Here is a 24,997-nt window from a genome sequence, read left to right on the forward strand (position 1 = left end):
ACCACTTGCTCACGAACCCCCCGGAACCCGGCGAACCGTCCGCCTCGCGGGCCAGGAGATCCTGGAACGGCGTTCAGGCTCGGGAGGCTCCGCGCCCGGGAAGCATGGGCTCCAAGAACAGGGCGATGTTGACGAGAACCACAGAAAGGGATACGTTCCGGTAGATTTCGCGGCGACTCAGGGGAAATCCGGTGAGATGCCGGTGCGGACGCGCCACTGTATCCGGGAATACAACCCTCGGGAGCCAGGTCACCTGACCGCCGCGACCTCGACCAGCGGGACGCGTCATCCCTGAGGAGGCTTCACATGAGTGGTCTGTCCACGTCCGTAACCGCTATTCCGCTCCACCGTCTCACGCGCTGGCTGCTGGCCGTGCCCGTCCTGATGCTGCTCGCGTACCTCGTCCTGATGGACAACGGCGCGATCTCGCAGACCGGCACGTTCCTGCACGAGCTCATGCACGACGGGCGTCATCTGCTCGGCGTGCCCTGCCACTGAGGCACGGCCGTGGTGAGAACCCTGGTGGTCAGGGGCCTGCTCGTGGGCCTGCTGGCCGGACTCGTCGCGGGCGCGTTCGCCTTTTTCGTGGGTGAGCCGCGCGTCGACGCCGCCATCGCCCTCGAAGAGGCGGCCGCGTCCGCCGCTCCCTCGGAGCCGCACGGGCACGACGACGGCGCGGCGGCCTCCCACGATCACGGCGAAGAGGCCGTGGTCAGCAGACCGGTGCAGAAGGCCGGGCTCTTCCTCGCAACCGGCCTGTACGGCGTGGCGGTGGGCGGCGTCTTCGCCCTCGTCTTCGCCGGGCTGCGCGGCAGGGTGGGGCCCAGGTCGGAGCCCGGGCTGGCCGTCGCCGCCGCGGCGGCCGCCTTCGGCGCCATCATCCTTGTCCCCTTCCTGAAATATCCGGCCAACCCCCCCGCTGTGGGCGACCCTGAAACGATCAACTCGAGGACGGTCCTCTACGTCGTCATGGTCCTCGTCGGCCTCGCCTCCATCGCGATCGCCGTCGCCGCCGCCCGCAGGGTCACCGTGCCCGGGGTGTGGGCGAAGGGCCTGGTGGCAGGGGCCACCTTCCTGGTGCCTGTGATCGCCGCGTGGGCGCTCCTCCCGCGCGTCGACGAGGTGCCGGCCGGCTTCCCCGCCGCCCTGCTGTGGGACTTCAGAGTCGCCTCCCTCGGCACCCAGCTGGTGTTCTGGGCGGCGTTCGGGCTGTTGTTCGCCGCGGCGGGCGAACGCGTGAAGGCACGGGTCAGCTGACCAGAGTGCTGTTCGTCCGGCATGCCTTGACGGTCGGCATGCGTGGCGCGCGCTTCCCCACGGGGGAGGAACGTGCCGACCCGTCAAGCCTTGACGCCGCCCACCTCCTGGCAGGGACGCTCCCCGAGGGACCCGGGGGAACGGCGTTCGTCGCCCCGGGCCGGGCCGCGCAGGAGACCGCCGCGGCGCTCGGGTTCGAGCCCGTGGTCGTGCCCGAGCTGGCCGAACCGGACTACGGGAGGTGGCGCGGCCTGCCGTACGAGGAGGTCGCCCAGGCGGACCCTGAGTCCTTCGCGCGCTGGCTCGCCGACCCCGGCGCGGCGCCCCACGGCGCCGAGTCCCACAGCCACGCGGCGGCCCGGGTCGTCCGCTGGCTGGAAGGACTCCGCGACGCCGCAGTCCCTGACGACCACCCGCGCGAGCAGGTTCCCGCCCCCGGCGCGGGCCTGGGCGCCCTGCGCGCGATGGTCGTGTGCGATGTCGGCGCCGTACGGGCGGCGGTGGGGCACGCCCTCGGAGTCGGGCCTCTCGTCGCCGCGCGTTTCGATCTCGCCCCTCTTTCTCTCACGCAGTTGTCCGCCACCCCGGAGGGCTGGCGGATCGGGTACGTCAACCGGAAGGCCGCACCGTGACCGCCACCTATCCCTTCAGCGCCGTCGTCGGCCTGGACGATCTCAAGCTGGCGCTGGTGCTCAACGCCGTCTCCCCCCGCGTGGGCGGCGTGCTCGTCAGAGGCGAGAAGGGCACGGCGAAGTCCACGATCGTCAGAGCGCTGGCCGCGCAGCTGCCGCCGGTGGAGGTGCCGGCGGCGTGCAGGTTCGCGTGTGATCCTTCCGCGCCGGACCCCGAGTGTCCCGACGGGCCGCACGAGCCGGGCGAGCAGGCGGTGACCAGGGCGGCGACGCTGGTGGAGCTGCCGGTGGGAGCGTCGGAGGACCGGCTGGTGGGCTCGCTGGACCTGGAACGGGCGCTCACGGAGGGGGTCAAGGCGTTCGAGCCGGGCCTGCTGGCCGCCGCCCACAGGGGCGTGCTCTACGTGGACGAGGTCAACCTCCTGCACGACCACCTGGTGGACCTGCTGCTCGACGCCGCCGCGCTCGGCACCTGCTACGTCGAACGGGAGGCCGTCTCCGTCCGGCACGCGGCCAGATTCCTGCTGGTCGGCACCATGAACCCGGAGGAGGGCGAGCTGCGGCCCCAGCTCCTGGACCGGTTCGGGCTGACGGTGGAGGTGCGGGCGTCGCGAGAGCCGTCGGAACGGGCCGAGGTGGTACGGCGGCGCATGGCTCACGACGCCGACCCGCGAGCGTTCGCGGCGCGGTGGACGGCGCAGGAGGCGGAGCTGGCGGCGGGGATCGCGGCGGCCAGGGACCGTCTCCGGGCGGTGGAGTTGCCTGACGCCCGCCTGCGGCAGATCGCGGAGGTGTGCGCGGCGTTCGAGGTGGACGGCCTGCGCGCCGACCTGGTCACGGCGAACGCCGCCGTCGCGCATGCCGCCTGGCGGGGTTCGAGGGTGGTGACGACCGAGGACGTGCGGGTGGCGGCCAGGCTGTCGCTGCCGCACCGGCGGCGGCGCGACCCGTTCGACGCGCCCGGACTGGACGAGCGGCTCCTGGAGGAGCTGCTGGCCAGGACCTCCGAGGACGAGCACCCCGACGACGACTCCGACCCCGACACCCCGCCCCCGACGGGGGACGACCCCACGGGCGGTCCCGACGGCGACGGCGGTCAGGGCGACGGGCAGGACGAGGGTCAGGGCGAGGGCGGGCAGGGCCACGGGCGGGCCGACGGCGGGCGGCGCGGGGACGCGACATCCGGCGGCGACACCCAGGCGGCGGACGGAGCCCCCGCGGGCGAGCCCCGCGGCGACTCGCGCCCACGGGAGGCGTCAGGGCCGCACGAGAGCCCCGCAGGAGCCGAAGACCAGGAAGGCCGGATCCAGGTGGCCGGGGTGGCGGCGCCGTACCGGGTGCCGTGGCTGAAGGTGGAGGGCCTCGGCGACGGCGCGTCCGGCAGGCGGTCGCGCGCCCGCACCCCGCACGGCCGCACCACAGGCTCCCGTGCCCCCCATGGCCCGCTGCGCTCGCTCCATCTCACCGCCACGCTCGTCGCCGCCGCGCCGTACCAGAAGGAACGCGGACGCTCCGCCCCCGGCCTGCTCATCCGCCAGGAGGACCTGCGCGAGACGGTCAAGGAGGGCAGGGAGGGCAACCTGGTGCTCTTCGTCGTCGACGCCAGCGGATCCATGGCCGCGCGCAGGCGGATGACCGCCGTCAAGACCGCGGTCCTGAGCCTGCTGCTCGACGCCTACCAGCGGCGCGACAAGGTCGGCATGGTCACGTTCAGGGGCAGCGCCGCCGAGGTGGCGCTGCCGCCGACCTCGTCGGTCGAGGCGGGCGCGGCGAGGCTGCGCGCGCTGCCGACCGGCGGGCGCACGCCGCTGGCGGCGGGCCTGGCGCGCGCCGCCGAGGTGCTGCGCGTGGAACGCATGCGCGACCCCGACCGCAGGCCGCTGCTGGTGGTGGTGACCGACGGCCGCGCCACCTCGGGCGGCGATGTGGACCGCGCCGCGGCCCTGCTCACCGGCACGGCGAGCGTCGTCGTCGACTGCGAGTCAGGGCCGGTGAGGCTCGGCCTGGCCGCACGCCTGGCGACCAGACTGCGCGCCAGGCTCATCCCGCTCGACGGGATGGACGACCTCATCCGCGACTACAGAAGGGCGAGCTGACATGCCGCAGGGCAAGCCGGAGGTCGTCCCCGACGACGGCCTCACCACCCGGCAGCGCAGGAACAGGCCGCTGCTGATCGTTCACACGGGACCCGGCAAGGGCAAGTCGACGGCCGCGTTCGGGATGGCGCTGCGGGCGTGGAACCAGGGCTGGCCGATCGGCGTGTTCCAGTTCGTGAAATCGGCCAAATGGCGCATCGGCGAGGAGCGGGCCCTGCGCGTCCTCGGCGACTCCGGCGAGGGCGGGCCCGTGACCTGGCACAAGATGGGCGAGGGCTGGTCGTGGATCCAGCGTCCCGGTGCGGAGGAGGACCACGCGGCTGACGCCCTGGAGGGCTGGCGGCAGATCAAGCGCGACCTGGAGGCCGAGGCCTACCGGTTCTACGTGCTCGACGAGTTCACCTACCCGATCAAATGGGGCTGGCTGGACCTCGACGACGTGGTGGACACGCTCGCCGGCCGTACGGGGAACCAGCACGTGGTGATCACCGGCAGGGACGCGCCGGAGAAGCTGCTCGCGGCGGCCGATCTGGTGACCGAGATGGGCAAGGTCAAGCACCCCATGGACGCGGGCCAGAAGGGGCAGAAGGGCATCGAGTGGTAGTTCCGCGCCTGGTGATCGCCGCGCCGGCCTCGGGGAGCGGCAAGACGACCGTGGCGACGGGGCTCATGGCGGCGCTGCGGGCGCGCGGGCTGCGGGTCTCGCCGCACAAGGTCGGGCCCGACTACATCGACCCCGGCTACCACGCGCTGGCGACGGGCCTGCCGGGCCGCAACCTCGACCCCTGGCTGACCGGCGAGGAGCGGGTGGCGCCGCTGTTCCTGCACGGGGCGGCGGGCGCGGACGTCGCGGTGGTCGAAGGCGTGATGGGCCTGTTCGACGGCAGAGCGGACACGGACTTCGCCTCCACCGCGCACGTCGCCAGGCTCCTGGACGCGCCCGTCGTGCTGGTCGTGGACGCGGCGCGGCAGAGCAGGTCGGTGGCGGCCGTCGTGCATGGTTTCGCCACGTTCGACCCTCGCGTGCGGGTGGGTGGAGTCATCCTCAACCGGGTGGGCTCCGAGCGGCACGAGGAACTCTGCAGGTCGGCGCTGGCGGCCACGGGGACGCCGGTGCTGGGGGCGATCAGGCGGGACGACGCGGTGTCGACCCCTTCACGCCACCTGGGGCTGATCCCCGCCGCCGAACGGGGGAGCGAGGCGGTGGCCGCCGTGGACCGGCTGGGCGAGCTGGTGGCCCGCTCGTGCGATCTGGAGGCGCTGCTACGGCTGGCGCGGACGGCGTTCCCGCTGGACGGACGAGCGTGGAGCCCGGCCGGCGCCCTCCATCGGCCAGGGACCGGTCCGAGCCCGGCGGGGGCCCTCCATCGACCAGGGACCGGTTCGAGCCTGGCGGGCACGACGGTACCCGGCACCGGGCCGAGCCCGGCGGGCACAGCGCGGCAGGGACCGGGGGTCGCAGCGGGAGCGGCCAAGGGAACGGGGCCGGTGGTGGCCGTGGCGGGGGGAGCGGCGTTCACGTTCGGGTACGCCGAGCACGCCGAGCTGCTCAGGGCGGCGGGCGCGGAGGCGGTGACGTTCGACCCGCTGCGCGACGAGGCGCTGCCCGAGGGCACGGCCGCCGTCGTGATCGGCGGTGGCTTCCCCGAGATGTACGCGGCCGACCTCGCCGCCAACGAGCCGCTCAAGCGGGAGATCGCCGCCTTCGGCGGCCCGATCGCGGCGGAGTGCGCGGGCCTGCTGTACCTGTGCGAGAGCCTCGACGACCACCCCATGTGCGGAAAAATCGCGGCGAAGGCGGAAATGACGCCCAGGCTGACCCTCGGCTACCGCGACGCCACGGCCACCCGCGACTCCCTGCTCACCCGCGCGGGCGAGCGCTATCGCGGCCACGAGTTCCACAGGACGGCCGTGACCGTCGCAGGCGAGCCCCTCTTCCGGTGGGAGGGCGGCGGAGACGGCCACGGAGACCCGCTGGTGACCGCCTCCTACCTGCACCTCCACTGGGCGGGCAGCCCGCTGCTCGCTCAGCGGCTGGTGTCGTCCTCCAGATCGCCCTCCGCCTTGAGATAGGCCTCCTGGAGCTCGCGCAGCACGTCAGGGTCTGGGTGCTCCCACATCCCCCGCTCGGCCGCCTCCAGCAGCCGTTCGGCGATGCCGTGCAGCGCCCACGGGTTCGACTTCTCCATGAACTCCCTGTTCACGGGGTCGAGCACGTACGTCTGCGTGAGCTTGTCGTACATCCAGTCCGCGATCACCCCCGTCGTGGCGTCGAAGCCGAACAGGTAGTCCACGGTCGCGGCCAGCTCGAACGCGCCCTTGTAGCCGTGCCGCCGCATCGCGGCCAGCCAGTTCGGGTTCACCACGCGCGCCCTGAAGATCCGCGACGTCTCCTCCGACAGCGTGCGCGTGCGCACGGCGTCGGGGCGGGTGCTGTCGCCGACGTAGGCGGCGGGCGCGCGCCCCGTCAGCGCCCGTACGGTCGCCACCATCCCGCCGTGGTACTGGAAGTAGTCGTCGGAGTCGGCGATGTCGTGCTCGCGTGTGTCGATGTTCTTCGCCGCGACCGCGATCCGCCGGTAGGCGCTCTCCATGTCCTGCCGTGCGGGCACGCCGTCCAGGTCACGGCCGTAGGCGAAGCCGCCCCACACGGCGTACACCTCGGCCAGATCGGCGTCGTCCCGCCAGTTGCGGCTGTCGATCAGCGGGAGCAGGCCCGCGCCGTACGCGCCGGGCCTGGAGCCGAAGACACGCATCGTCGCCCTGCGCTCGTCGCCGTGCGTCCCGAGGTCGGCGGCGACGTGGGCGCGGACGTAGTTGTCCTCGTCGGCCTCGTCCAGCGCGGCGATCATGCGGACGGCGTCGTCCAGCATGGCCACGACGTGCGGGAAGGCGTCGCGGAAGAAGCCGCTGATGCGGACCGTGACGTCGATGCGGGGCCTGGCGAGCTCCTCGAGCGGGATCGGCTCCAGGCGGGTGACCCTCCTGGACGCGTCGTCCCACACGGGCCTGGCGCCCAGCAGCGCCAGGACCTCGGCGACGTCGTCGCCCGCCGTACGCATGGCGCTGGTGCCCCACACCGACAGGCCGACCGAACGCGGCCACTCGCCGGTGTCGGCGCGGTAGCGGGCCAGGAGCGAGTCCGCCATCGCCAGGCCCGTCTCCCATGCGAGCCTGCTGGGCACGGCACGCGGGTCGACGGAGTAGAAGTTCCTGCCGGTGGGCAGCACGTTGATCAGGCCGCGCAGCGGCGAGCCGCTGGGCCCCGCGGGGACGTAGCCGCCGTCGAGGGCATGCAGGAGATGGTCGAGCTCGTCGCCCGTCCTTGCCAGCCTGGGGACGACCTCGCCGGCGGCGAACTCCAGGATCCGCGCCACCAGCTCACGCCGCTCCCGGGCGGAGCCGGGAGCGAGGACGGATGCCGCCACCTCCCCGGCCTGGGCGGAGCCGGGAGCGAGGACGGATGCCGCTACCTCCCCTGCCGCCGTCACGTCCCACCCGCGGGCCTCCATGCCCTCCACGAGCGCCCTGGCGGCCGACTCGGCCGCGTCCACGTCGGCCAGGCCGGCCGAGCCGTCCTCCGCGAGGCCCAGCGCCTCGCGCAGACCAGGCAGCGTCTCGGTGCCCGCCCACATCTGCCGGGCCCGCAGCATCGCCAGTACCAGGTCGACGCGCACCGCGCCCTCGGGCGCGGCTCCCAGCACGTGCAGCCCGTCACGGATCTGCGCGTCCTTCACCTCGCACAGCCAGCCGTCCACGTGCAGCAGGAAGTCGTCGAACTCCGTGTCGTGCGGCCGGTCGGCCAGCCCCAGGTCGTGGTCGAGCCGCGCCGCCTGGATCAGCGTCCAGATCTGCGCCCTGATCGCGGGCAGCTTCGCCGGGTCCATCGCCGCGATGGAGGCGTGCTCGTCCAGGAGCTGCTCCAGCCGCGCGATGTCGCCGTAGGTCTCGGCGCGCGCCATCGGCGGCACCATGTGGTCCACCAGGACGGCGTGCGCCCGCCGCTTCGCCTGGGTCCCCTCACCGGGGTCGTTCACCAGGAACGGGTACACCAGCGGCAGATCGCCCAGCGCCGCGTCGGGCCCGCACGCGGCCGACATGCCCGCCGACTTGCCCGGCAGCCACTCCAGGTTCCCGTGCTTGCCGACGTGCACCATCGCGTGCGCGCCGAACTCCGCCGACAGCCACCGGTAGGCGGCCAGGTAGTGGTGGCTGGGCGGCAGGTCAGGGTCGTGGTAGATCGCGATCGGGTTCTCGCCGAAGCCCCGCGGCGGCTGCACCATCACCACGACGTTGCCCGCCTGGAGGGCGGCGAGCACGATGTCGCCCTCGTGCACGAAGAGCTCGCCGGGCGGCGGACCCCAGTGCCGTTCCATCGCCGCGCGCAGTTCCTCGGGAAGCGTCTCGTACCAGGCGGTGTAGGAGGCGGCGGGGATGCGCACGGGGTTGGCCGCGAGCTGCTCCTCCGTCAGCCACTCCTGGTCCTGGCCGCCGGCGGCGATGAGCGCGTGGATGAGCGCGTCGCCGTCCAGCTCCGCGACGCCCGGCAGGCCCTCGCCCAGGTCGTAGCCTTCGGCGGCCAGCCTGGCCAGCAGTTTCACCGTGCTCGCCGGCGTGTCGAGGCCGACCGCGTTGCCGACGCGCGCGTGCTTGGTCGGGTAGGCCGACAGCATCACCACGAGTCGCTTCTCGGCGTTCGGGACGTGCCTGAGCCGCGCGTGCCGTACGGCGGTGCCCGCCACACGGGCGGCCCGTTCGGGGTCGGCCGCGTAGACGGTCAGCCCGTCCTCGTCCACCTCCTTGAACGAGAACGGCACCGTGATGATCCGCCCGTCGAACTCGGGGATCGCCACCTGCGAGGCCGCGTCGAGCGGCGACAGGCCGTCGTCGTTCTCCTCCCACGCCTGCCTGCTCGTGGTCAGGCAGAGTCCCTGCAGGATCGGCACGTCGAGCTCGGCCAGCGCGCCCACGTCCCACGCGGCGTCGTCGCCGCCCGCCCCCGCCGTCGCCGGCCGCGTGCCTCCCGCGGCGAGCACGGTCACCACGAGGGCGTCGGCGGTCCTCAGCGTGTCGAGCAGCTCGGGCTCCGCCGTACGCAGCGAGGAGCAGAAGACCGGCAGCGCCCGGCCGCCCGCGTCCTCGATCGCGTCGCAGAGCGTCCGCACGAACCCGGTGTTGCCCGCCATGTGGTGCGCCCGGTAGTAGAGCACGCCCACGACGGGCTCCTCGGCGGGCTCCTCGGCGGGCCGCTCCCTGTCGAGAAGCCCCCAGGTCGGGGTCGGCTCGGGCGCGGCGAACCCGTGTCCCGTGAGCAGAACCGTGTCGGACAGGAAGGCGTGCAGCTCGGCCAGGTTCGACGGGCCGCCGTGGGCGAGGTAGGCGTGCGCCTCGGCGCAGACGCCGCCGCTGACCGTGGACAGCTCCATGAGCTCGGCGTCGGGCGCCTGCTCGCCGCCCAGCACGATCACGGGGCGCGGGCCCGCGAGCAGGTGGTCGAGCCCCTCCTCCCAGGCCCTGCGTCCGCCGAGCAGCCGCACCACCACCAGGTCCGCGCTCTCGACCAGCGCGGGCAGATCGTCGACCGTGAGCCTGGCGGGGTTTCCGAGCCGGTACGGCGCGCCGCTCGCCCTCGCGCTGAGCAGGTCGGTGTCGGAGGTCGACAGCAGCAGAACGGCCGTGCTCTCGGGCACAGGGAACTCCTCCCTCGGGGTCCTCGCCCCGGTCGCGGGTGTCACGAGTGCGGGAGTCTCCTGGCTCCCGGATCGACGCTCACCCCGGCCTTCCCACCCGTCTCCGGACAGTGGCCTTGCGGTGGGGTTCGCTCCCCGGTCACAGTGGCGGGACCGCGCCGGCTTCGCACCGGCTTCCTCCGTCGCCCTCGTCTGCGATCAGACTAGAGGGTTTGGAACGGGTTACCATCCTCCGCGTGGACATAACTGCGGACATTGGCGACTTTTCGGGACATGCGGGTCCCGACGCGTGCCCCGGGGCACTCCAGGTCCACACCGCCGCCGACGGCGCGCTGGCCAGGGTTCGCATCCCGGGCGGAGCGCTCTCGCCGGCCCAGCTGAGGGAGCTGGCCGCCTGCGCCGCCGAGCTCGGATCCGGCGTGATCGAGCTGACCTCCCGCGCGAACGTCCAGGTGCGCGGCCTGCGCGCGCCCGACCCCGCCGACCCGTCCAGCGTGCCGGCCTTCGCCGCCCGGATGGCCGCGGCGGGGCTGCTGCCCTCCGCCACGCACGAGCGGGTGCGCAACATCCTCGCCTCCCCCCTCGCGGGGCGCGTCCCCTCATCGCTCGCGGACGTCCGGCCGCTGGTGAGCGCACTGGATCGCGCGCTGTGCGGCACCCCCGAGCTGGCCGGGCTCTCGGGCCGCTTCCTCTTCGCGCTGGACGACGGCACCGGCGACGTGCTGTCCTGCGGCGCCGACGTGACCTTCCTCGCCACCTCGGCCTCCGGCGGCGTGCTCCTGCTCGGCGGCGTACGGCAGGGCCCGCCCGTGGACCTTGCCGGGGTGGTCCCGCTGATGCTCGCCGCCGCCTCCGCCTTCATGGAACTGGGCGACGGCGGCGCGTGGCGTGTCAGGGACGTCCAGGACGGCCCCGCCCTGCTCGCGGCCCGCCTGTTCGGCGCCGCCCAGGAAGAGCCCGGCCAGAGCGACCAGGCAGGTGACTCCGGCCCCGCGGGTGACTCCGATCCGACCGGCCCGACCGATCCGGCCCGCCCGGCCGATCCGGCGGGCCCGGCGGGCCGGGAGCGTGCAGGGGTGCGGGATGCGGGGACCTTCCGGCAGCTCGACGGCGACGTCGCCCTCGAAGTGGTGATCCCGCTCGGCCGCCTGACCGCCCACCAGGCCGCGGTCCTCGCCGACGCCGCCCCCGAGGCGCGCGTCACCCCATGGCGTACCGTCGTCCTGCCCGGCCTGGCCCCCGACGCCGTCCAGCAGGTCGCGGACCGGCTCACCGGGGCGGGCCTGGTCACCGTCCCCGGCACGCCGTGGGCCGGGCTCAGCGCCTGCACGGGCCGCCCTGGCTGCGCGAAATCCTTGGCCGACGTCCAGCTCGACGCCAGAGTCTGGGCCGAGCGGCCGGACCACGAACCTGCGGCCCGTCCCGTCCACTGGGCCGGGTGCGAGCGGCGCTGCGGCCGTCCCGCCGGAGAGGTGGTCGACGTCGTCGCCACCCCGGCCGGCTACCGGGTCGCGGGCCGTACCGAAGAAGAGGGGACATGACCGACTACATCCGCGACGGCGCGGAGATCTACCGGCGCTCGTTCGCCACCATCCGCGCGGAGAGCGACCTCGCGGGGCTGCCGGCGGACATCGCCCAGGTGGCCGTCCGCATGATCCACGCCTGTGGCATGACCGACCTGGTCACCGACCTGGCCTACTCGCCGGGCGTGGTCGCCGTGGCGAGGGCGGCCCTGCGCGCGGGCGCGCCGATCCTGTGCGACGCCATGATGGTCGCCTCGGGCGTCACGAGGACCCGCCTGCCGAAGGACAACGAGGTGATCTGCACGCTCGGCGACCCGGGCGTGCCGGAGCTGGCCGAGCGGATGGGCACCACGCGCAGCGCGGCGGCGCTGGAGCTGTGGCGCGAGCGGCTCGACGGCGCCGTCGTCGCGGTGGGGAACGCGCCCACCGCCCTCTTCAGGCTGCTGGAGCTGGTCGAGGAGGGCGCGGGGCGTCCTGCGGCGGTGCTCGGCATCCCCGTGGGCTTCATCGGGGCGGCGGAGTCGAAGCAGGCGCTGGCGAGCAGCGGTCTGGAGTACCTGGTGGTGCACGGCCGCAGAGGCGGCAGTGCGATGGCGGCGGCCGCGGTCAACGCGATCGCGAACGAGCGGGAGTGAACGGCGTGGCGGGACGGTTGTTCGGGGTGGGGCTGGGTCCCGGGGACCCCGAGCTGGTGACGGTCAAGGCGGCCAGGCTGATCGGCGAGGCGGGCGTCATCGCCTATCACAGCGCCAGGCACGGCAGGAGCATCGCGCGTTCGATCGCGCTGCCGTACATGCGGGAGGGGCAGGTCGAGGAGCTGCTCAAGTACCCGCTGACCACGGAGACCACCGACCACCCCGGCGGCTATCAGGGAGCGCTCGACGACTTCTACGCCGAATGCGCGCGGCGTCTCGCTGCCCACCTGGACGAGGGCAGGGACGTGGTGGTGCTGTGCGAGGGCGACCCGCTCTTCTACGGCTCCTACATGCACATGCACAAGCGGCTCGCCCACCGCTACGAGACCGAGGTCGTGCCTGGTGTCACCTCGGTGGCGGGCGCGGCGGCCGTGCTGGGGCGCCCGCTGGTGGAGCACGAGGAGACGCTGACCGTGCTGCCGGGCACGCTCCCTGCCGACGTCATCACCGAGAAGCTGCGCAACGCCGACTCGGTGGCGGTGCTCAAGCTCGGCAGGACCTTCGAGAAGGTTCGCGACGCGCTGGCCGAGGCGGGCCGCCTCGACGAGGCGTGGTACGTCGAGCGGGCGACCACGGCGAACCAGCGGATCGAGCCGCTGAAGGACGTGGACCCGGCGAGCGTGCCGTACTTCTCGCTGGCGATGCTGCCCAGCGGCGGCGGGCGTGACGACGAGCGTCTGGAACCCGGGGTCGCGGTCGTGGGGCTCGGGCCCGCGGGCTCGCAGTGGCTCACCCCCGAGGCGCGGCACGTGCTGGCCGAGGCGACCGACCTGGTCGGCTACGGCCCCTACGTCGACAGGGTGCCGCAGCGGTCGGGCCAGATCAGGCACCGCACCGACAACAGGGTGGAGGCCGAGCGCGCCGCGCACGCGCTGGAACTGGCCCGGCAGGGCCGCAGGGTGGCGGTCGTCTCCTCCGGCGATCCAGGCGTGTTCGCGATGGCCAGCGCGGTGCTGGAGGCGGCGGAGGACTTCCCCGACGTCCCCGTGCGGATCGTGCCCGGTCTGACGGCCGCGCACGCCGTGGCGAGCAAGGCGGGCGCGCCGCTCGGGCACGACTACTGCGTGATCTCCCTGTCGGACCTGCTCAAGCCGTGGGAGATCGTCGCCGAGCGGCTGCGGGCCGCCGCCGTGGCCGACCTGGTGCTGGCGATCTACAATCCGGCCTCGCGCAGCCGTACCTGGCAGGTGGGCGCCGCCCGCGACCTGCTCATGGAGCACCGCGACCCGGCCACCCCCGTGGTGATCGGCCGCGACGTCGGCGGGCCGCAGGAGACGATCACCGTCACCACGCTCGGGGAGCTCGATCCCGCGCAGGTGGACATGCGCTGCCTGCTCATCATCGGCTCCTCCACCACGCGGGTCACGGGCGACGGCGTCGTCTACACCCCGAGGCGTTACCCGGCCTGAACCCACGCCACGGCCGCCGCCACGCTGTCCACCAGCACCGCCCCTTCGGGCAGCGGCGGCCGTCGCACGACCACCACGGGCAGGCCGAGCTCGCCGGCGGCGGTGAGTTTCGCGGTGGTCATCTCGCCGCCGCTGTCCTTGGTGACCAGGACGTCGAGGCGGTGCTCGCCGATCAGCGCCCGCTCGCCCTCGACGGTGTACGGCCCGCGCGCCAGCACCACGTGGACGTTGGAGGGCACCGGCGGCTCGGGCGGGTCGACCGACCTGGCCAGGAACCACAGGTCGGTTAGTCCTGCGAACACCGGCAGGCTCCTGCGCCCGGTCGTCAGGAACACGCGGCGGCCCAGGGAGGGCAGCACCCGCGCGGCGGCCTCCAGCGAGTCGACCAGCACCCAGTCAGGCCGCGGCGCCCAGCCGGGCCGCCGCAGCACCAGCAGCGGCACTCCCGCGGTACGGCACGCCTCGACGGCCGAGGCCGTCATCCGCCGCGCGAACGGGTGCGTGGCGTCCACCACGGCGTCGATGCCGTTGGCCGACACCCACGCGGCCAGCCCTTCCGGGCCGCCGAACCCGCCGACGTGCACGTCGCCGACCGGCAGCCTGGGCTCGCGCACCCGCCCCGCCAGTGACGACACCACGTGGACGGCGCCTTCGAGCGCCGCCGCGAGCGCCCGCGCCTCGGCCGTCCCGCCGAGGATCAGGATCCGTCGCACGCGTCCTCCATCCGGGCCGCTCCCGGCTTCCCGACGGGGCCGCCGAAGGAGACGGGGCCGCCGAGGGAAGGGACGGCCGAGCGGACCCGCCACGGCAGGGTCGTGGAAGCCGTCGTGGGGGTCGTCGTGTGGATCACAGCGGACGGCAGCGTTCGGCGGAGTAGAGGTGGCTGTCGGGGAACTGCGTGGCCGCCAGCACCCTGCCCACGACGATCACCGCGGTCCTGACCACGCCCGCCGCCTTCACCTGGTCCGCGATGTCGGCCAGCGTCCCCTTGATGACCAGTTCGTCGTCACGGCTGGCTCTTGCGACGACCGCCACGGGACAGCCGGCCCCGTAGGCGGGGATGAGCTCGTCAGCGACCTCCGCGATCCGCTGCACGGCCAGGTGCAGCACCATCGTGGCCTTGCTCGCCGACAGCGTGGCGAGGTCCTCGCCCTCGGGCATCGGCGTCGCGCGCGCCGAGGTCCTGGTCAAGATGATCGTCTGGCCGACGCCCGGCACGGTCAGCTCCCTGCCGAGCGACGCGGCCGCCGCCGCGAACGCCGGAACCCCCGGCACCACCTGGTACGGCACGCCGATCGCGTCGAGCCGCCGCATCTGCTCGGCCATCGCGCTGAAGACAGAGGGGTCGCCCGAGTGCAGCCTGGCCACGTCGAGCCCCTTGGCGTGGGCGTCGGCCAGCTCAGCGACGATCTCGTCGAGGGTGAGGTTCGCGGTGTCGACCAGCCGGGCGCCCCGCGGGCACGACTCCAGCAGCTCCTCGGGCACGAGCGAGCCCGCGTACAGGCACACGGGGGAGCTCTCGATCAGGCGCAGCCCGCGCAGCGTGACGAGGTCGGCCGCGCCGGGTCCCGCGCCGATGAAGTGGACGGTCACGCGCCGCTCTCCTTGGTCGCTGTCCAGATGGTCACCGGCATCATGGTCCGCCAGGCGGTGAAGCCGCCCACGGGGCCTGCCCTGCTGACCGAGAGGCGGACCAGGTCGCCGCCGTGCGTGCCGTACCAGGTGGTCAGGACGGACTCCGACTCCAGCGTGACCGCGTTGGCCACCAGCCTGCCGCCGGGCGGCAGGGCCCGCCAGCACGTCTCGAGCAGGCCGGGCCGGGTCGCCCCTCCGCCGACGAACACCGCGTCAGGGGCGGGCAGCCCCTCCAGCGCCTCGGGCGCCCGCCCTGTGACGATCCGCAGGGCGGGAACGCCGAGCGCGGCGGCGTTCCGCCCGATCCTGGCCGCCCGCTCGGGGTCGCTCTCGACGGCGATCGCCCTGCACGTGGGGTGGGTGCGCATCCATTCGATCGCGATGCTGCCCGCGCCCGCGCCGACGTCCCACAGCAGCTCGCCGGGCAGCGGCGCCAGGCGGGCGACGCTGACCGCGCGCACCTCCCGTTTGGTGAGCTGCCCGTCGTGCTCGAAGGCGTCGTCGGGCAGTCCTGGCACCAGCGGGCGCGGCGCCGTCCCCTTGTCGGCCGCGCACTCGACCGCGACCACGGACAGGGCGGACCCCTCCCGCTCCCAGGCGGCGGCCGTGCCCGTGAGGTGTGACTCGGCGGCGGAACCGAGGTCCGACAGGACGTGCATGACGCTCGCGCCGTACCCGTGCTCCCTCAGCAGTCCCGCCACGCGGGCGGGCCCGCTCGCGTCCGCCGTCAGCACCAGCAGCCGGCTCCCCGGCAGTACGGCGCGCCGCAACGCGTCGAGGGGCCTGCCCACCAGGCTGACCACGGTCGTCTCCTCGACCGGCCAGCCGAGGCGCGCGCAGGCCAGCGACAGGCTGGACGGCTGCGGCATGACGCGCAGGTTCTCCGGGCCGGCGAGCCTGGCCAGTGTCGAGCCGATCCCGAAGAACATCGGGTCGCCGCTGGCCAGCACGCACAGCCCCGCGTCGCCGAACTCGGCCAGCAGCCCGGGCAGCGCGGGCAGCAGCGGCGAGGGCCAGTGGACCTTCCGGGCGGCGGACTCGGGGACCAGGTCGAGCTGGCGGGCCGAGCCCAGCAGCACCCCCGCCTCCGTGACGGCCTGCCGCGCCTGGGACGTCAGGCCGTCCCAGCCGTCGGCCCCGATGCCGACGACGGTGATCACACCGTGCCCATGGCTCTGGTGACGTGGATCTCGATGACCACCCTGGCGGGGTTCGGCCGCGGTGGCTTGTAGCGGGCGGTGTAGCGGGCCTCGGCGTCGGCGATCTGGTCGGGCTCGGTGCGCACCACGGCCGTGCCCTCGAGCGTGGACCAGCGGCGGCCGTCGACCTGGCACAGCGCCACGGGTGCGCCGTCGCTCCCCGCGAGCACGCGGGCCTTGTGCGAGGTGCCGGAGGTGATGATCCTGGCGATGCCCGTCTCCAGGTCGAGCGTCGCGCCCACCGGCACCACGTGCGGCGTGCCGTCCGGCCTGAGCGTGGTCAGCGTGCACAGGTGCCGCTCCCGCCAGAACTCGGCGAACTCCGCTCCCCGCGCGGCCAGATCCACCTTCGCCCCTTCCGTCCGGTTCTCGTGCACGGTCAGCGTAGCGAGGCCGTCGGCCGGGGTGTCGGGGGCGGGGCTTGCGGACCGCGGAGGAGGCTCTGCAAGGATGTGGACATGAGCGCTGTGAAACTCGACGGCAAGGCGACCGCGGCCAAGATCAAGGCGGACCTCACCGCGCGGGTGACCGCGCTCAAGGAACGGGGCGTCGTCCCCGGGCTCGGCACCGTGCTGGTCGGCGACGACCCCGGCAGCCAGATCTACGTCGCGGGCAAGCACCGCGACTGCGCGGAGGTCGGCATCGCCTCCATCCGCGTCGACCTGCCGGAGACCGCGACCCAGGCCGACGTCGAGGCCGCCATCGACGAGCTCAACGCCTCGCCCTCGTGCACCGGCTACATCGTCCAGCTTCCGCTGCCCAAGCACCTGGACACCATGGCGCTGCTGGAGCGCATGGACCCCGCGAAGGACGCCGACGGGCTCCACCCGGTCAACCTCGGCCGCCTCGTGCACATGGTCGACGCGCCCCTGCCCTGCACCCCGCACGGCATCGTGCTGCTGCTGCAGGAGTACGGCGTGCCGCTGAAGGGGGCCGACGTCGTGGTGGTCGGGCGCGGGATCACGGTGGGCCGCTCGCTCGGGCTGCTGCTGACCAGGCGCACCGAGAACGCGACCGTGACGCTCTGCCACACGGGGACCGCCGACCTGGCCGCGCACGTGCGGCGCGCGGACATCGTGGTGGCGGCCGCGGGCGTTCCCGGACTCATCACGGCGGACATGGTCAAGCCCGGCGCGGCGGTGCTCGACGTGGGCGTGTCGCGGGTGGACGGGAAGATCGCGGGTGACGTGGCGGCGGACGTGGCCGAGGTGGCCGGGTTCCTCACGCCGAACCCCGGCGGCGTGGGCCCGATGACGCGGGCGCTGCTGCTGTCCAACGTGGTGGAGGCGGCGGAGCACGCGCTCCGCTGAGATCCGTCCGCGCAGGCGGGCACTTCGCCGGTCCGGCCGCGCGGCGCCTGCCTCCGTCGGACGGCGGGCAGGGGAGGGCCGCTCCGTGACCGGGTCAGGTGAAGGAGCGGATGGCCTCGCGCAGGTTGCCCGAGGTGCGATCCAGCGCGGCGCGGGCCTCGGCGGGGTCGGCGCCGGTGAGGAGCATGATGACGGCGGCGGGCACCGATCCGTCCGCCGCGCGGAGCGCGGGCCCGACCTCCGCGTCGGGCAGCCCGGTGATCGACGACACCATGTCCTGGGCGCGCGCCCACAGCTTCTCGTTCGAGGCCACCAGGTGCGACATCAGGTTCCCGTGCGTGCGTCCGAGCCGGACCATCGTCAGCGTCGAGATCATGTTGCACACCAGCTTCTGCGCCGTGCCCGCCTTCAGCCTGGTGGACCCCGTCAGGAACTCGGGGCCCACCACGACCTCGATGGCGATCTCCGCCGCCGCGCCGAGCGCCGAGCCCGCGTTGCACGCGACTCCGACGGTCAGCGCGCCGGCGGCGCGGGCGTGCCGTACACCTCCCACCGCGTACGGTGTCCGCCCGCTGGCCGAGATGCCCACCACCGCGTCGGCGGCCGACACCTCCACCTCTGTCAGGTCGGCGACGGCCAGCGCGGCCGAGTCCTCCGCGCCTTCGACGGCGACCGCGAAGGCCGAGGGTCCGCCCGCGATGAGCGCGAACACCTCCGAAGGCGTGGTGCCGAAGGTGGGGCCGCACTCGCTGGCGTCGAGCATGCCGATGCGGCCCGCCGTACCGGCTCCGAGGTAGATCAGCCTGCCGCCCTGCCGCAGGCGCGCGGAGACGGCGTCGACGGCGGCGGCGATCTGCTCGGACTGCCCCGCTACCGCGGCGGGCACCAGGGCGTCCTGCTCGCTCATGCGCCTGACCAGGTCGATCGTGGGGAGCGCGTCGAGGTCGTCGAGTCCGGGCAGTCGCTGCTCGGTGACGAGGTCGGAGATGCCGCGCGTCATGGTCCCCCCGCAGGATGGAGAAAAGCTAGCCATCCACGACTATAGGTGAAAATTTCCTTCATATGGGCCTTGGGTGGCCCCTTATCGGGTTCTGAAGACCTCGAGCGCCTCCCTGGTCGCGCGCAGAGCCGTCTCCGAGCTGTCGAACGTGCGCTGGGCGAGCCCGACGAAGATGCAGTCGACGATCAGCAGCTGGCTGATCCTGCTGGCCAGCGCCCCAGGCCGGAACGCCGTCTCCCGCCCCGCCGACACCAGCACGTGGTCGACCGTCTGGGCCAGTGACGAGCGCGGGTTGTTGGTGATGGCGATGGCGAGCGCCCCCGCCTCCTTCGCCGTCCTGGTGGGCTCGATCACGTCGGTCGTCTCGCCCGAGCAGCTCACCGCCACCACGACGTCGCCTTCGCGCAGCAGCGCGGCGCTGGTCAGCGCGAGGTGGGCGTCGTTGAAGGGATGGCTGGACAGGCCGATGCGCATCAGCTTGTGCGCGAGGTCGGCCGCCACCAGGCCCGAGGCGCCGACGCCGTAGACGTTGATCCTGCGGGCGGCGGCGATGGCCGCCACCACCTCGCCGAGCTGGTCGGGCACGAGCTGTTCCGCGGTGTCCGACAGCGCGTCCACCTCCGCCCTCGTCACCTTGGCGATCACGTCGGTCAGCGGGTCGTCCGGGCCGAGGTCGCCGGGCACCAGCCGTTCGGGCGTCTCCCTGGCGACGGCGCCCGCCAGCGCGAAGCGGAGCTGGGAGTAGCCGGAGTAGCCCAGCGCGCGGGCGGTCCGCACGATGGTCGCCTCGCTGGTGCCCGACACCGCGCTGAACTCGGTGATCGTGCTGCGCACGACCACGCCGGGATCCTCCAGGATGATCCTGGCGATGGCCTGCGCCGCGGGCGTGAGGGAGGGCAGTACCGCTCGCACCGCCGAGACCGGGTTGACCGGCTCGTTCATCTGGTCAGCCATCGTGCCACCGCCTTCGCCGAGACCTTGGAGATGCCGTGCGTGGCGATGTGGGCCGCGCCCGCGGGCTCGTCGGGGATGCCGGTCTCGACGACGATCACGTCGGGGCGCCGCCGTACGGCCTCCGCCACCGTCTCCCGCACCCATGGGTGACGGGCCGCGTCGTGGACGACCAGGACCACGGGCCGCTCGTCGAAGTCGGGGGTGGAGGTCCGCTCCGTCCCCAGCAGCACCTCGCCGAGCGCGGCGGCCAGTCCCGTCGGGGTGTTCGGGTCGATCGCCTGGTTGTGGCGGGTGTTCACCTCGACGACGAGCGGGGCGGCGGTCAGCCGGGCCGAGCCGGTGATCGTGAGCGCCCTGACGGCCGCCTCCATGCCGGCAGCGTCGTCGGGCTCGGCGTCGCGCGGTTGCGCGGCGTACCACTCGGCAAGAGCGTGCACCCGTCCCGCCGCCTCGGCCAGGCGCTCCTCGGGCAGGGTCCCGTCCAGGACGGCGGCCACGATCGCGTCGCGGATCTCGTAGAGGCCCTCGGCGGTGACCAGGCCCGCGCAGATCGCGTCCACGCCGGCGGCGAGCGCCCGCACGGCGATCTCGCCCGGCGAGTAGATCGCCGCGACCGCCTTCATCTCGATCGCGTCGGTGACCAGCATCCCGTCGAAGCCGAGCTCCTCTCGCAGCAGCCCGGTCAGGATCGTCCGGCTCAGCGTCGCGGGCATCGAGGGGTCGAGCGAGGGAATCAGCAGGTGCCCGCACATGACGGACCGCACGCCCGCCCCGATGGCCGCCTCGAACGGCGGCAGGTCGCGACCGCGCAACTCGGCGAGGGAGGCGTGCACGGTCGGCAGCGCCAGGTGCGAGTCGGTGACGGTGTCGCCGTGCCCGGGGAAGTGCTTGGCGCACGCGGCCACGCCCGCGCCCTGCACGCCCTGGATGTAGGCGACGGAGTGGCGCGCGACGAGATCGGCGGTCGGCCCGAAGGAGCGCACGCCGATCACCGGGTTGGCAGGGTTGGCGTTGACGTCCACGGAAGGGGCGTAGTCGAGCGTGATGTCCAGCTCCGCGAGCATTCGCCCGATCTGGCGGCCCACCCGCTCGGTCAGCGCCACGTCGTCGACCACGCCGAGCGCCCTGTTGCCGGGGAAGGAGCTGCCCTCGCGGGCCTCCAGGCGGGTGACGACGCCGCCCTCCTCGTCGATGGCGACCACCACGCCGGGGTTCTCCGCGCGCAGCGACGCGACCAGCCCGGCCGTGTCGGCGGTGACGTTGCGCGCGAACAGCACGGCGCCGCCCAGCCCCTCACCCAGTGCCTTCCTCAGCCAGTCGGGGGCGGTGGCGCCCTCGAACCCGGGTTGGAGGACGCTCAGTGCGAGTCGGTGCAGGTCAGCGGTCACGAGACCTCCTCGGTCGGCCTCATGACCGAACGGCTGCGATGCCAGTCGGCCAAGGCGGCATTTTCCTTCACAATTATTGATCTGAAGGTAATTTTCTGCCATCGTCGCCCTCGAACACAACCACCTCCCCCGAGAGGCACCCCCCATGCCCACTAGAAGGACCGTTCTGAAGGGCCTGGCCCTCGCCGCGGCCGCATCCGTCGTGCCGCTCCCCGCCTTCGCCGAGCCCGGCTACGTGCCGCCGCTGCGCCAGATGCGCGGCATGTGGATCGCTTCCGTCGTCAACATCAACTGGCCGTCGAAGCAGGGATTGACCGCGGACCAGCAGAAGGCGGAGTTCATCGCCTGGCTCGACCTGGCGGTCCAGCGCAAGCTGAACTCGGTGTTCGTCCAGATCAGGCCCACGGCCGACGCCTTCTGGCCGTCGCCGTTCGAGCCCTGGTCGCACTGGCTGACCGGCGTGCAGGGGCAGGACCCGGGCTACGACCCGCTGGGCTTCGCCGTCGAGGAGACGCACAAGCGCGGCCTCACCTTCCACGCGTGGTTCAACCCCTACCGCGTCTCGATGCAGACCGACCCGAACCAGCTGCACCCCTCGCACCCGGGGCGCGTCCACCCCGAGTGGATCCTGCCGTTCGGCGGCAAGCTGTACTACAACCCCGGCATCCCCGAGGTGCGGAAGTTCTGCCAGGACGCGATGCTCGACGCGCTGACCCGCTACGACATCGACGGCCTGCACTTCGACGACTACTTCTACCCGACCAACACGACGGCCTTCAACGACGCCGACACCTTCGCCAAGTACGGCGCGGGCTTCCCCGACCTGGCCGCGTGGCGGCGCAACAACGTGGACCTGATGGTCTCGGAGATGCAGCAGCGGGTACGCGAGGTCAAGCCCGAGGTGGCGTGGGGCATCAGCCCGTCGGGCATCTGGCGCAACAAGGGCACCGACCCGCTCGGCTCCGAGACCAACGGCGGCCAGTCCTACGACAACCTGCACGCCGACACCCGCGGCTGGGTCAAGAAGGGGTGGCTCGACTACATCGCGCCCCAGCTCTACTGGTACATCGGCCAGCCGCCCGCCGACTACAGCAAGCTCGTGCCCTGGTGGTCCGACGTGGCCGACGGGACGGGCACGATGCTGTGGATCGGCCAGGCCGCCTACAAGGCGGGCGACCCCGCACAGGCCGCGCAGTGGCAGGACCCCGCCGAGCTGTCCAAGCACCTGACGCTCAACCGGTCGCACCCGCAGATCGGCGGCGACATCTGGTACAACGCCAACGACGTGCGGGTCGACAGGATCGGCTCGATCAGCACCGCGGTCAAGGACCACTACCAGCGGCCCGCGCTCCCGCCGCTGCTGCCCAGGCTCGCCGACGGCGAGAAGCCCAAGCGGCCTGTCCTGGCCTACGTGCGCAGGGTCCACGAGGGCGTCGAGCTGAACATGATCGCGACCGGCAGGCACGAGCCGTTCCAGTTCGCGATCTTCAGGTCCTCCGCCGAGATCGACCGGTTCGACGACGCGAGCAACCTGGTGGCGGTCATCCCCGGCGACAGGGTCGTCCGCTGGGTGGACGCCGAGGGCAAGAAGGGCGACCACTACTACGTCATGGCCGTGGACAGGGTCAGCAGGACCAGCAGCCCGAGCCACGGCCGCAAGGTCTGGTAGGAGACCCACGGGTTCGCGCCCGGCTTGCCCGCGCCCGCCGACCGGTCGAGCGTCACGACGCGTCGACCGGCGAGCGGGCGCCAAGAGTCCACACGCGGGCGCCATGGATCCACACGCGCGGGCATGGAAGGCCCGCGCGTGCGGGGCACGACCGCTCCGGGGTCCGGGCCGTTCCTCAGGCTGCCGGAACCCCTCGCCGAAGCACCGGTCGCCCTGCGGATCGGCTAGCTGGCGCGGCGACCGGCCGGCTGGCTCTCCTGTGACGTTCCAGAGCGCTGTGGGGGCACCACCGGAGTCGGCCTGACCAGACCGAGCGCGACCACCTCGTTGGCCAGCCTGGTGCGCCTGTTGGTCCCCTCGGGGATCCTGAACTTCTGGTAGAGCCTGAGCAGGTGCTGTTTCACCGCCGCCTCGGTGACCACCAGGTCATCGGCGATCTCGCGTGCCGTCGCGGGGGCGACGAACGCCTCATCCGAGAGCGCCGGCCTGCACAGCGACGTGAGCACGTCGACCTCTCGCCTGGTCAGCTCGGGCGCGGCGGCCCTGCGCAGCTCGACCTCAGGCGTGAAGTCCTCGCGCGGCACGCCGCCGACGCGCCCGCGCGCCGCGCCGAAGGAGACGACGTCGCCGTCGTCAAGGACCCTCCGGGCGATCGGCCTCCCGTTCACCCGCGTGCCGTTGCGGGACAGGCCCAGGTCAACGACATACAGGTACGGTCCGCGCCGTACGAACTCAGCGTGGAGCCGAGACACGCTCGGGTCGGTCAGCCGGATGTCGACACCACGGCCCCTTCCCACAGTCGTGATCTCGGGACGCAACGGGACCACCTCGCCAGTGTCCTCGATGCGTATGAAGGGCCCCTCCACGGCAGTTCCTCCCCAGGTAGCCCGCCGTTACTGTTACTACAGCTCCGGCTTACCCAAACGAAGGGATGGGGAATCGCCTTTGCCATAAGGAGAATCCGGCGTGAAATTGGTCTGGACCTCTGCGGCCGGTTTTGCCTGCTCACGGGTAGACTTTCGGCGAAGATAAGCGGAGGAAACACACATGGCGGACAAGCCCACAAAAGGCCTGGCCGATGTCGTCGCCGCGTCCACAGCGCTGAGCGACATCGACGGGAAGGCCGGTCGCCTCTTCTATCGTGGATACGACATCCATGACCTGGCCGGCCGCGCGACGTTCGAAGAAACCGCGCACCTGCTGCAGCGCGGCAAGCTGCCCACGCGACAGGAACTGCGCGAGTACGGTGACGAGCTCGTCAGGGGACGCGAGCTGGGCGCCCTCGTCTCGGCCAACATCGCCGAGATCGCGGAGAAGCAGAAGCCGATGGAGGCGCTGCGTTCGCTGGTCTCCCTGTCCGGGGCCGACGACCCCGACAAGGACTCCATCGCGCCTGACGCCAACCTGCGCAAGGCCGCCCGGCTGACCGCCCAGCAGCCGCTGCTCGTGGCCAGGTACCACGCCGCTCGTACCGGCAAGGCCCTGCCCGGCACCGACGACTCGCTCAGCATCGCGGGGAACTTCCTCCTGCAGGTCACGGGACGCACGCCGACGCAGCGCGAGGCCGAGATCTTCGACGCCTGCCTGGTCCTGCACGCCGACCACACCATGAACGCCTCCACGTTCGCCGCCCGCGTGTGCGCCGCGACGCTGTCCGACATGCACTCGGCCATCGTCGCCGCCATCGGCACGCTCAAGGGCCCGCTGCACGGCGGCGCGAACGAACAGGTCATGAAGACGCTGGAGTCGCTCGACCCGGCACAGGTAGCGCAGTCGGTGCGCGAGAGGCTGGACGCGCACGAGAAGATCATGGGCTTCGGCCACCGCGTCTACAAGACCGAGGACCCGCGCGCCACGCACCTGCGCAGAATGTCGCAGGAGCTGGCCACGGCGTCGGGCGACGACACCTACTATCGGATGTCCAAGGAGATGGAGGAGGTCGTCCTCGAGACGAAGGGCCTCTATCCCAACGTCGACTTCTACGCCGCCACCGTCTACCACTACCTCGGCATCCCGACCGACCTGTTCACACCGGTCTTCTCGATCAGCCGCATGTCCGGATGGACGGCGCACGTGATCGAGCAGCACGCGGACAACAGGCTGATCAGGCCCGACAGTGAGTACATCGGCGAGCGTGACCAGAAATGGAAGCCCATCGACGAGCGATGAGCCAGGCTGGAGAGGGCGAGGGCGTCAGGGGACGCCCGAGCGACGAGGGCTGGGGACCGTACCCGCTGATCCTGGCGGGTGCGGCTGTTGGGCTGCTCGCACTCTTCCTGGTGGACGCCGAATGGGGCGGGTTCGCGCTCGGAGCGGTGCTCCTGGTCGGGGCCGCTGTCCGATTCGCGGGGTACGGCGGGGCGCTTGCCGTACGCGTGAAGAGCGTCGACGTCTGGACGATGGGGGTGCTCGGAGCCGCGCTGGTGGTCACCGCGCTGTTCCTGGAGTATCCCGAGCTCAAGGCGCAGCTCCTGGTCCTTTTCGGCCGGTGACCACGCCTCCGATAACCTCAAGCATTATTTGTCACGAAGGGGAACCAT

The 24,997-nt window shown here is 72.9% G+C and carries 22 protein-coding genes and 2 riboswitches; of the genes, 13 read left to right on the forward strand and 9 right to left on the reverse strand.

Translation table 11 applies throughout. The features are described from left to right. Positions 1–145: 145 nt before the first annotated feature. Positions 146–275: riboswitch (cobalamin riboswitch) on the forward strand. Positions 276–306: 31 nt separating this feature from the next. The 6 genes from ACFSKW_RS08330 to ACFSKW_RS08355 are packed head-to-tail and all read left to right on the forward strand — an operon-like array spanning position 307 to position 6,058. Then, a complete protein-coding gene (locus ACFSKW_RS08330; protein WP_358136434.1) occupies positions 307–498 on the forward strand; it encodes a CbtB domain-containing protein in 192 nt (63 codons plus the stop codon). Between the two features lie 9 nt (positions 499–507). Further along, entirely contained in the window at positions 508–1,257 is a 750-nt protein-coding gene (locus ACFSKW_RS08335; RefSeq protein ID WP_379570849.1) for a CbtA family protein, read from the forward strand. A gap of 38 nt (positions 1,258–1,295) precedes the next feature. After that, complete coding sequence (locus tag ACFSKW_RS08340; RefSeq protein WP_379570851.1) at positions 1,296–1,889, forward strand: histidine phosphatase family protein; 594 nt, start codon at positions 1,296–1,298, stop codon at positions 1,887–1,889. Next, positions 1,886–3,985 carry a VWA domain-containing protein gene (locus ACFSKW_RS08345; RefSeq protein ID WP_379570853.1) on the forward strand — a complete coding sequence of 700 codons (2,100 nt, stop codon included), beginning with the start codon at positions 1,886–1,888 and terminating at the stop codon, positions 3,983–3,985. The genes ACFSKW_RS08340 and ACFSKW_RS08345 overlap by 4 nt, the downstream gene beginning before the upstream one ends. A 1-nt stretch (position 3,986) precedes the next feature. Further along, the gene (gene cobO, locus ACFSKW_RS08350) at positions 3,987–4,589 is read left to right on the forward strand and encodes a cob(I)yrinic acid a,c-diamide adenosyltransferase (RefSeq protein WP_379570855.1); all 603 of its coding nucleotides are present in this window, start codon (positions 3,987–3,989) and stop codon (positions 4,587–4,589) included. Between the two features lie 8 nt (positions 4,590–4,597). Further along, positions 4,598–6,058: a cobyrinate a,c-diamide synthase gene (locus ACFSKW_RS08355; RefSeq protein ID WP_379571511.1), complete on the forward strand. Its 1,461-nt coding sequence runs from the start codon at positions 4,598–4,600 to the stop codon at positions 6,056–6,058. Here ACFSKW_RS08355 and cobN read toward each other — a convergent pair. After that, complete coding sequence (gene cobN / locus ACFSKW_RS08360; protein WP_379570857.1) at positions 6,013–9,675, reverse strand: cobaltochelatase subunit CobN; 3,663 nt, start codon at positions 9,673–9,675, stop codon at positions 6,013–6,015. The two genes, ACFSKW_RS08355 and cobN, sit on opposite strands and share 46 nt — an antisense overlap. A gap of 38 nt (positions 9,676–9,713) precedes the next feature. Beyond that, a riboswitch (cobalamin riboswitch) is annotated at positions 9,714–9,904 on the reverse strand. Positions 9,905–9,911: 7 nt separating this feature from the next. On the opposite strand from cobN, the gene cobG reads away from it, so the two are divergent. Genes cobG through ACFSKW_RS08375 form a run of 3 tightly spaced genes read left to right on the forward strand, consistent with a single transcriptional unit; the run spans position 9,912 to position 13,302 of the window. Continuing rightward, a complete protein-coding gene (gene cobG / locus ACFSKW_RS08365; protein ID WP_379570859.1) occupies positions 9,912–11,216 on the forward strand; it encodes a precorrin-3B synthase in 1,305 nt (434 codons plus the stop codon). Next, a complete protein-coding gene (locus ACFSKW_RS08370) occupies positions 11,213–11,833 on the forward strand; it encodes a precorrin-8X methylmutase (protein WP_379570861.1) in 621 nt (206 codons plus the stop codon). The genes cobG and ACFSKW_RS08370 overlap by 4 nt, the downstream gene beginning before the upstream one ends. Positions 11,834–11,838: 5 nt before the next feature. Further along, complete coding sequence (locus ACFSKW_RS08375) at positions 11,839–13,302, forward strand: precorrin-2 C(20)-methyltransferase (protein ID WP_379571513.1); 1,464 nt, start codon at positions 11,839–11,841, stop codon at positions 13,300–13,302. Here ACFSKW_RS08375 and ACFSKW_RS08380 read toward each other — a convergent pair. From ACFSKW_RS08380 to ACFSKW_RS08395, 4 genes are all read right to left on the reverse strand, one after another. Next, on the reverse strand, positions 13,290–14,015 hold the full coding sequence (locus ACFSKW_RS08380) for a cobalt-precorrin-6A reductase (protein WP_379570863.1): 726 nt from the start codon (positions 14,013–14,015) through the stop codon (positions 13,290–13,292). The two genes, ACFSKW_RS08375 and ACFSKW_RS08380, sit on opposite strands and share 13 nt — an antisense overlap. A 133-nt stretch (positions 14,016–14,148) precedes the next feature. Continuing rightward, complete coding sequence (gene cobM / locus ACFSKW_RS08385) at positions 14,149–14,895, reverse strand: precorrin-4 C(11)-methyltransferase (protein WP_379570865.1); 747 nt, start codon at positions 14,893–14,895, stop codon at positions 14,149–14,151. Beyond that, positions 14,892–16,097 (reverse strand): precorrin-6y C5,15-methyltransferase (decarboxylating) subunit CbiE, encoded by a 1,206-nt coding sequence (cbiE, locus tag ACFSKW_RS08390; RefSeq protein WP_379570867.1) that lies wholly within the window; start codon positions 16,095–16,097, stop codon positions 14,892–14,894. Before cbiE ends, cobM begins: the two co-directional genes overlap by 4 nt. Beyond that, entirely contained in the window at positions 16,094–16,513 is a 420-nt protein-coding gene (locus ACFSKW_RS08395; protein WP_379570869.1) for a pyridoxamine 5'-phosphate oxidase family protein, read from the reverse strand. The genes cbiE and ACFSKW_RS08395 overlap by 4 nt, the downstream gene beginning before the upstream one ends. A gap of 81 nt (positions 16,514–16,594) precedes the next feature. Here ACFSKW_RS08395 and ACFSKW_RS08400 point away from each other — a divergent pair, with 81 nt between their 5' ends. Beyond that, complete coding sequence (locus ACFSKW_RS08400; RefSeq protein WP_379570871.1) at positions 16,595–17,446, forward strand: bifunctional methylenetetrahydrofolate dehydrogenase/methenyltetrahydrofolate cyclohydrolase; 852 nt, start codon at positions 16,595–16,597, stop codon at positions 17,444–17,446. A 94-nt stretch (positions 17,447–17,540) separates the two neighbouring features. Here the strand turns inward: ACFSKW_RS08400 and murQ are convergent, their stop codons facing one another. From murQ to ACFSKW_RS08415, 3 genes are all read right to left on the reverse strand, one after another. Beyond that, positions 17,541–18,446, reverse strand: a complete 906-nt coding sequence (gene murQ, locus ACFSKW_RS08405; protein WP_379570873.1) for an N-acetylmuramic acid 6-phosphate etherase — start codon at positions 18,444–18,446, stop codon at positions 17,541–17,543. Positions 18,447–18,527: 81 nt separating this feature from the next. After that, positions 18,528–19,400 carry a MurR/RpiR family transcriptional regulator gene (locus ACFSKW_RS08410; protein ID WP_358136465.1) on the reverse strand — a complete coding sequence of 291 codons (873 nt, stop codon included), beginning with the start codon at positions 19,398–19,400 and terminating at the stop codon, positions 18,528–18,530. Further along, the gene (locus ACFSKW_RS08415) at positions 19,385–20,788 is read right to left on the reverse strand and encodes a glycoside hydrolase family 3 protein (RefSeq protein WP_379570876.1); all 1,404 of its coding nucleotides are present in this window, start codon (positions 20,786–20,788) and stop codon (positions 19,385–19,387) included. The genes ACFSKW_RS08410 and ACFSKW_RS08415 overlap by 16 nt, the downstream gene beginning before the upstream one ends. A 145-nt stretch (positions 20,789–20,933) precedes the next feature. Here ACFSKW_RS08415 and ACFSKW_RS08420 point away from each other — a divergent pair, with 145 nt between their 5' ends. Next, positions 20,934–22,457 carry a glycoside hydrolase family 10-like protein gene (locus ACFSKW_RS08420; RefSeq protein ID WP_379570878.1) on the forward strand — a complete coding sequence of 508 codons (1,524 nt, stop codon included), beginning with the start codon at positions 20,934–20,936 and terminating at the stop codon, positions 22,455–22,457. Between the two features lie 224 nt (positions 22,458–22,681). On the opposite strand, the gene ACFSKW_RS08425 is transcribed toward ACFSKW_RS08420, so the two are convergent. After that, complete coding sequence (locus tag ACFSKW_RS08425) at positions 22,682–23,323, reverse strand: FHA domain-containing protein (RefSeq protein ID WP_358136472.1); 642 nt, start codon at positions 23,321–23,323, stop codon at positions 22,682–22,684. Between the two features lie 181 nt (positions 23,324–23,504). Between ACFSKW_RS08425 and ACFSKW_RS08430 the strand changes: the two genes are divergently transcribed. Both ACFSKW_RS08430 and ACFSKW_RS08435 read left to right on the forward strand, forming a co-directional pair. Further along, positions 23,505–24,626 carry a citrate/2-methylcitrate synthase gene (locus ACFSKW_RS08430; protein WP_379570880.1) on the forward strand — a complete coding sequence of 374 codons (1,122 nt, stop codon included), beginning with the start codon at positions 23,505–23,507 and terminating at the stop codon, positions 24,624–24,626. Continuing rightward, complete coding sequence (locus ACFSKW_RS08435) at positions 24,623–24,949, forward strand: DUF3017 domain-containing protein (RefSeq protein ID WP_379570882.1); 327 nt, start codon at positions 24,623–24,625, stop codon at positions 24,947–24,949. Before ACFSKW_RS08430 ends, ACFSKW_RS08435 begins: the two co-directional genes overlap by 4 nt. The last annotated feature ends 48 nt before the right edge of the window (positions 24,950–24,997 follow it).

Origin of the sequence: Nonomuraea mangrovi (assembly GCF_042681425.1) — a bacterium.
Lineage (GTDB): Bacteria > Actinomycetota > Actinomycetes > Streptosporangiales > Streptosporangiaceae > Nonomuraea > Nonomuraea mangrovi.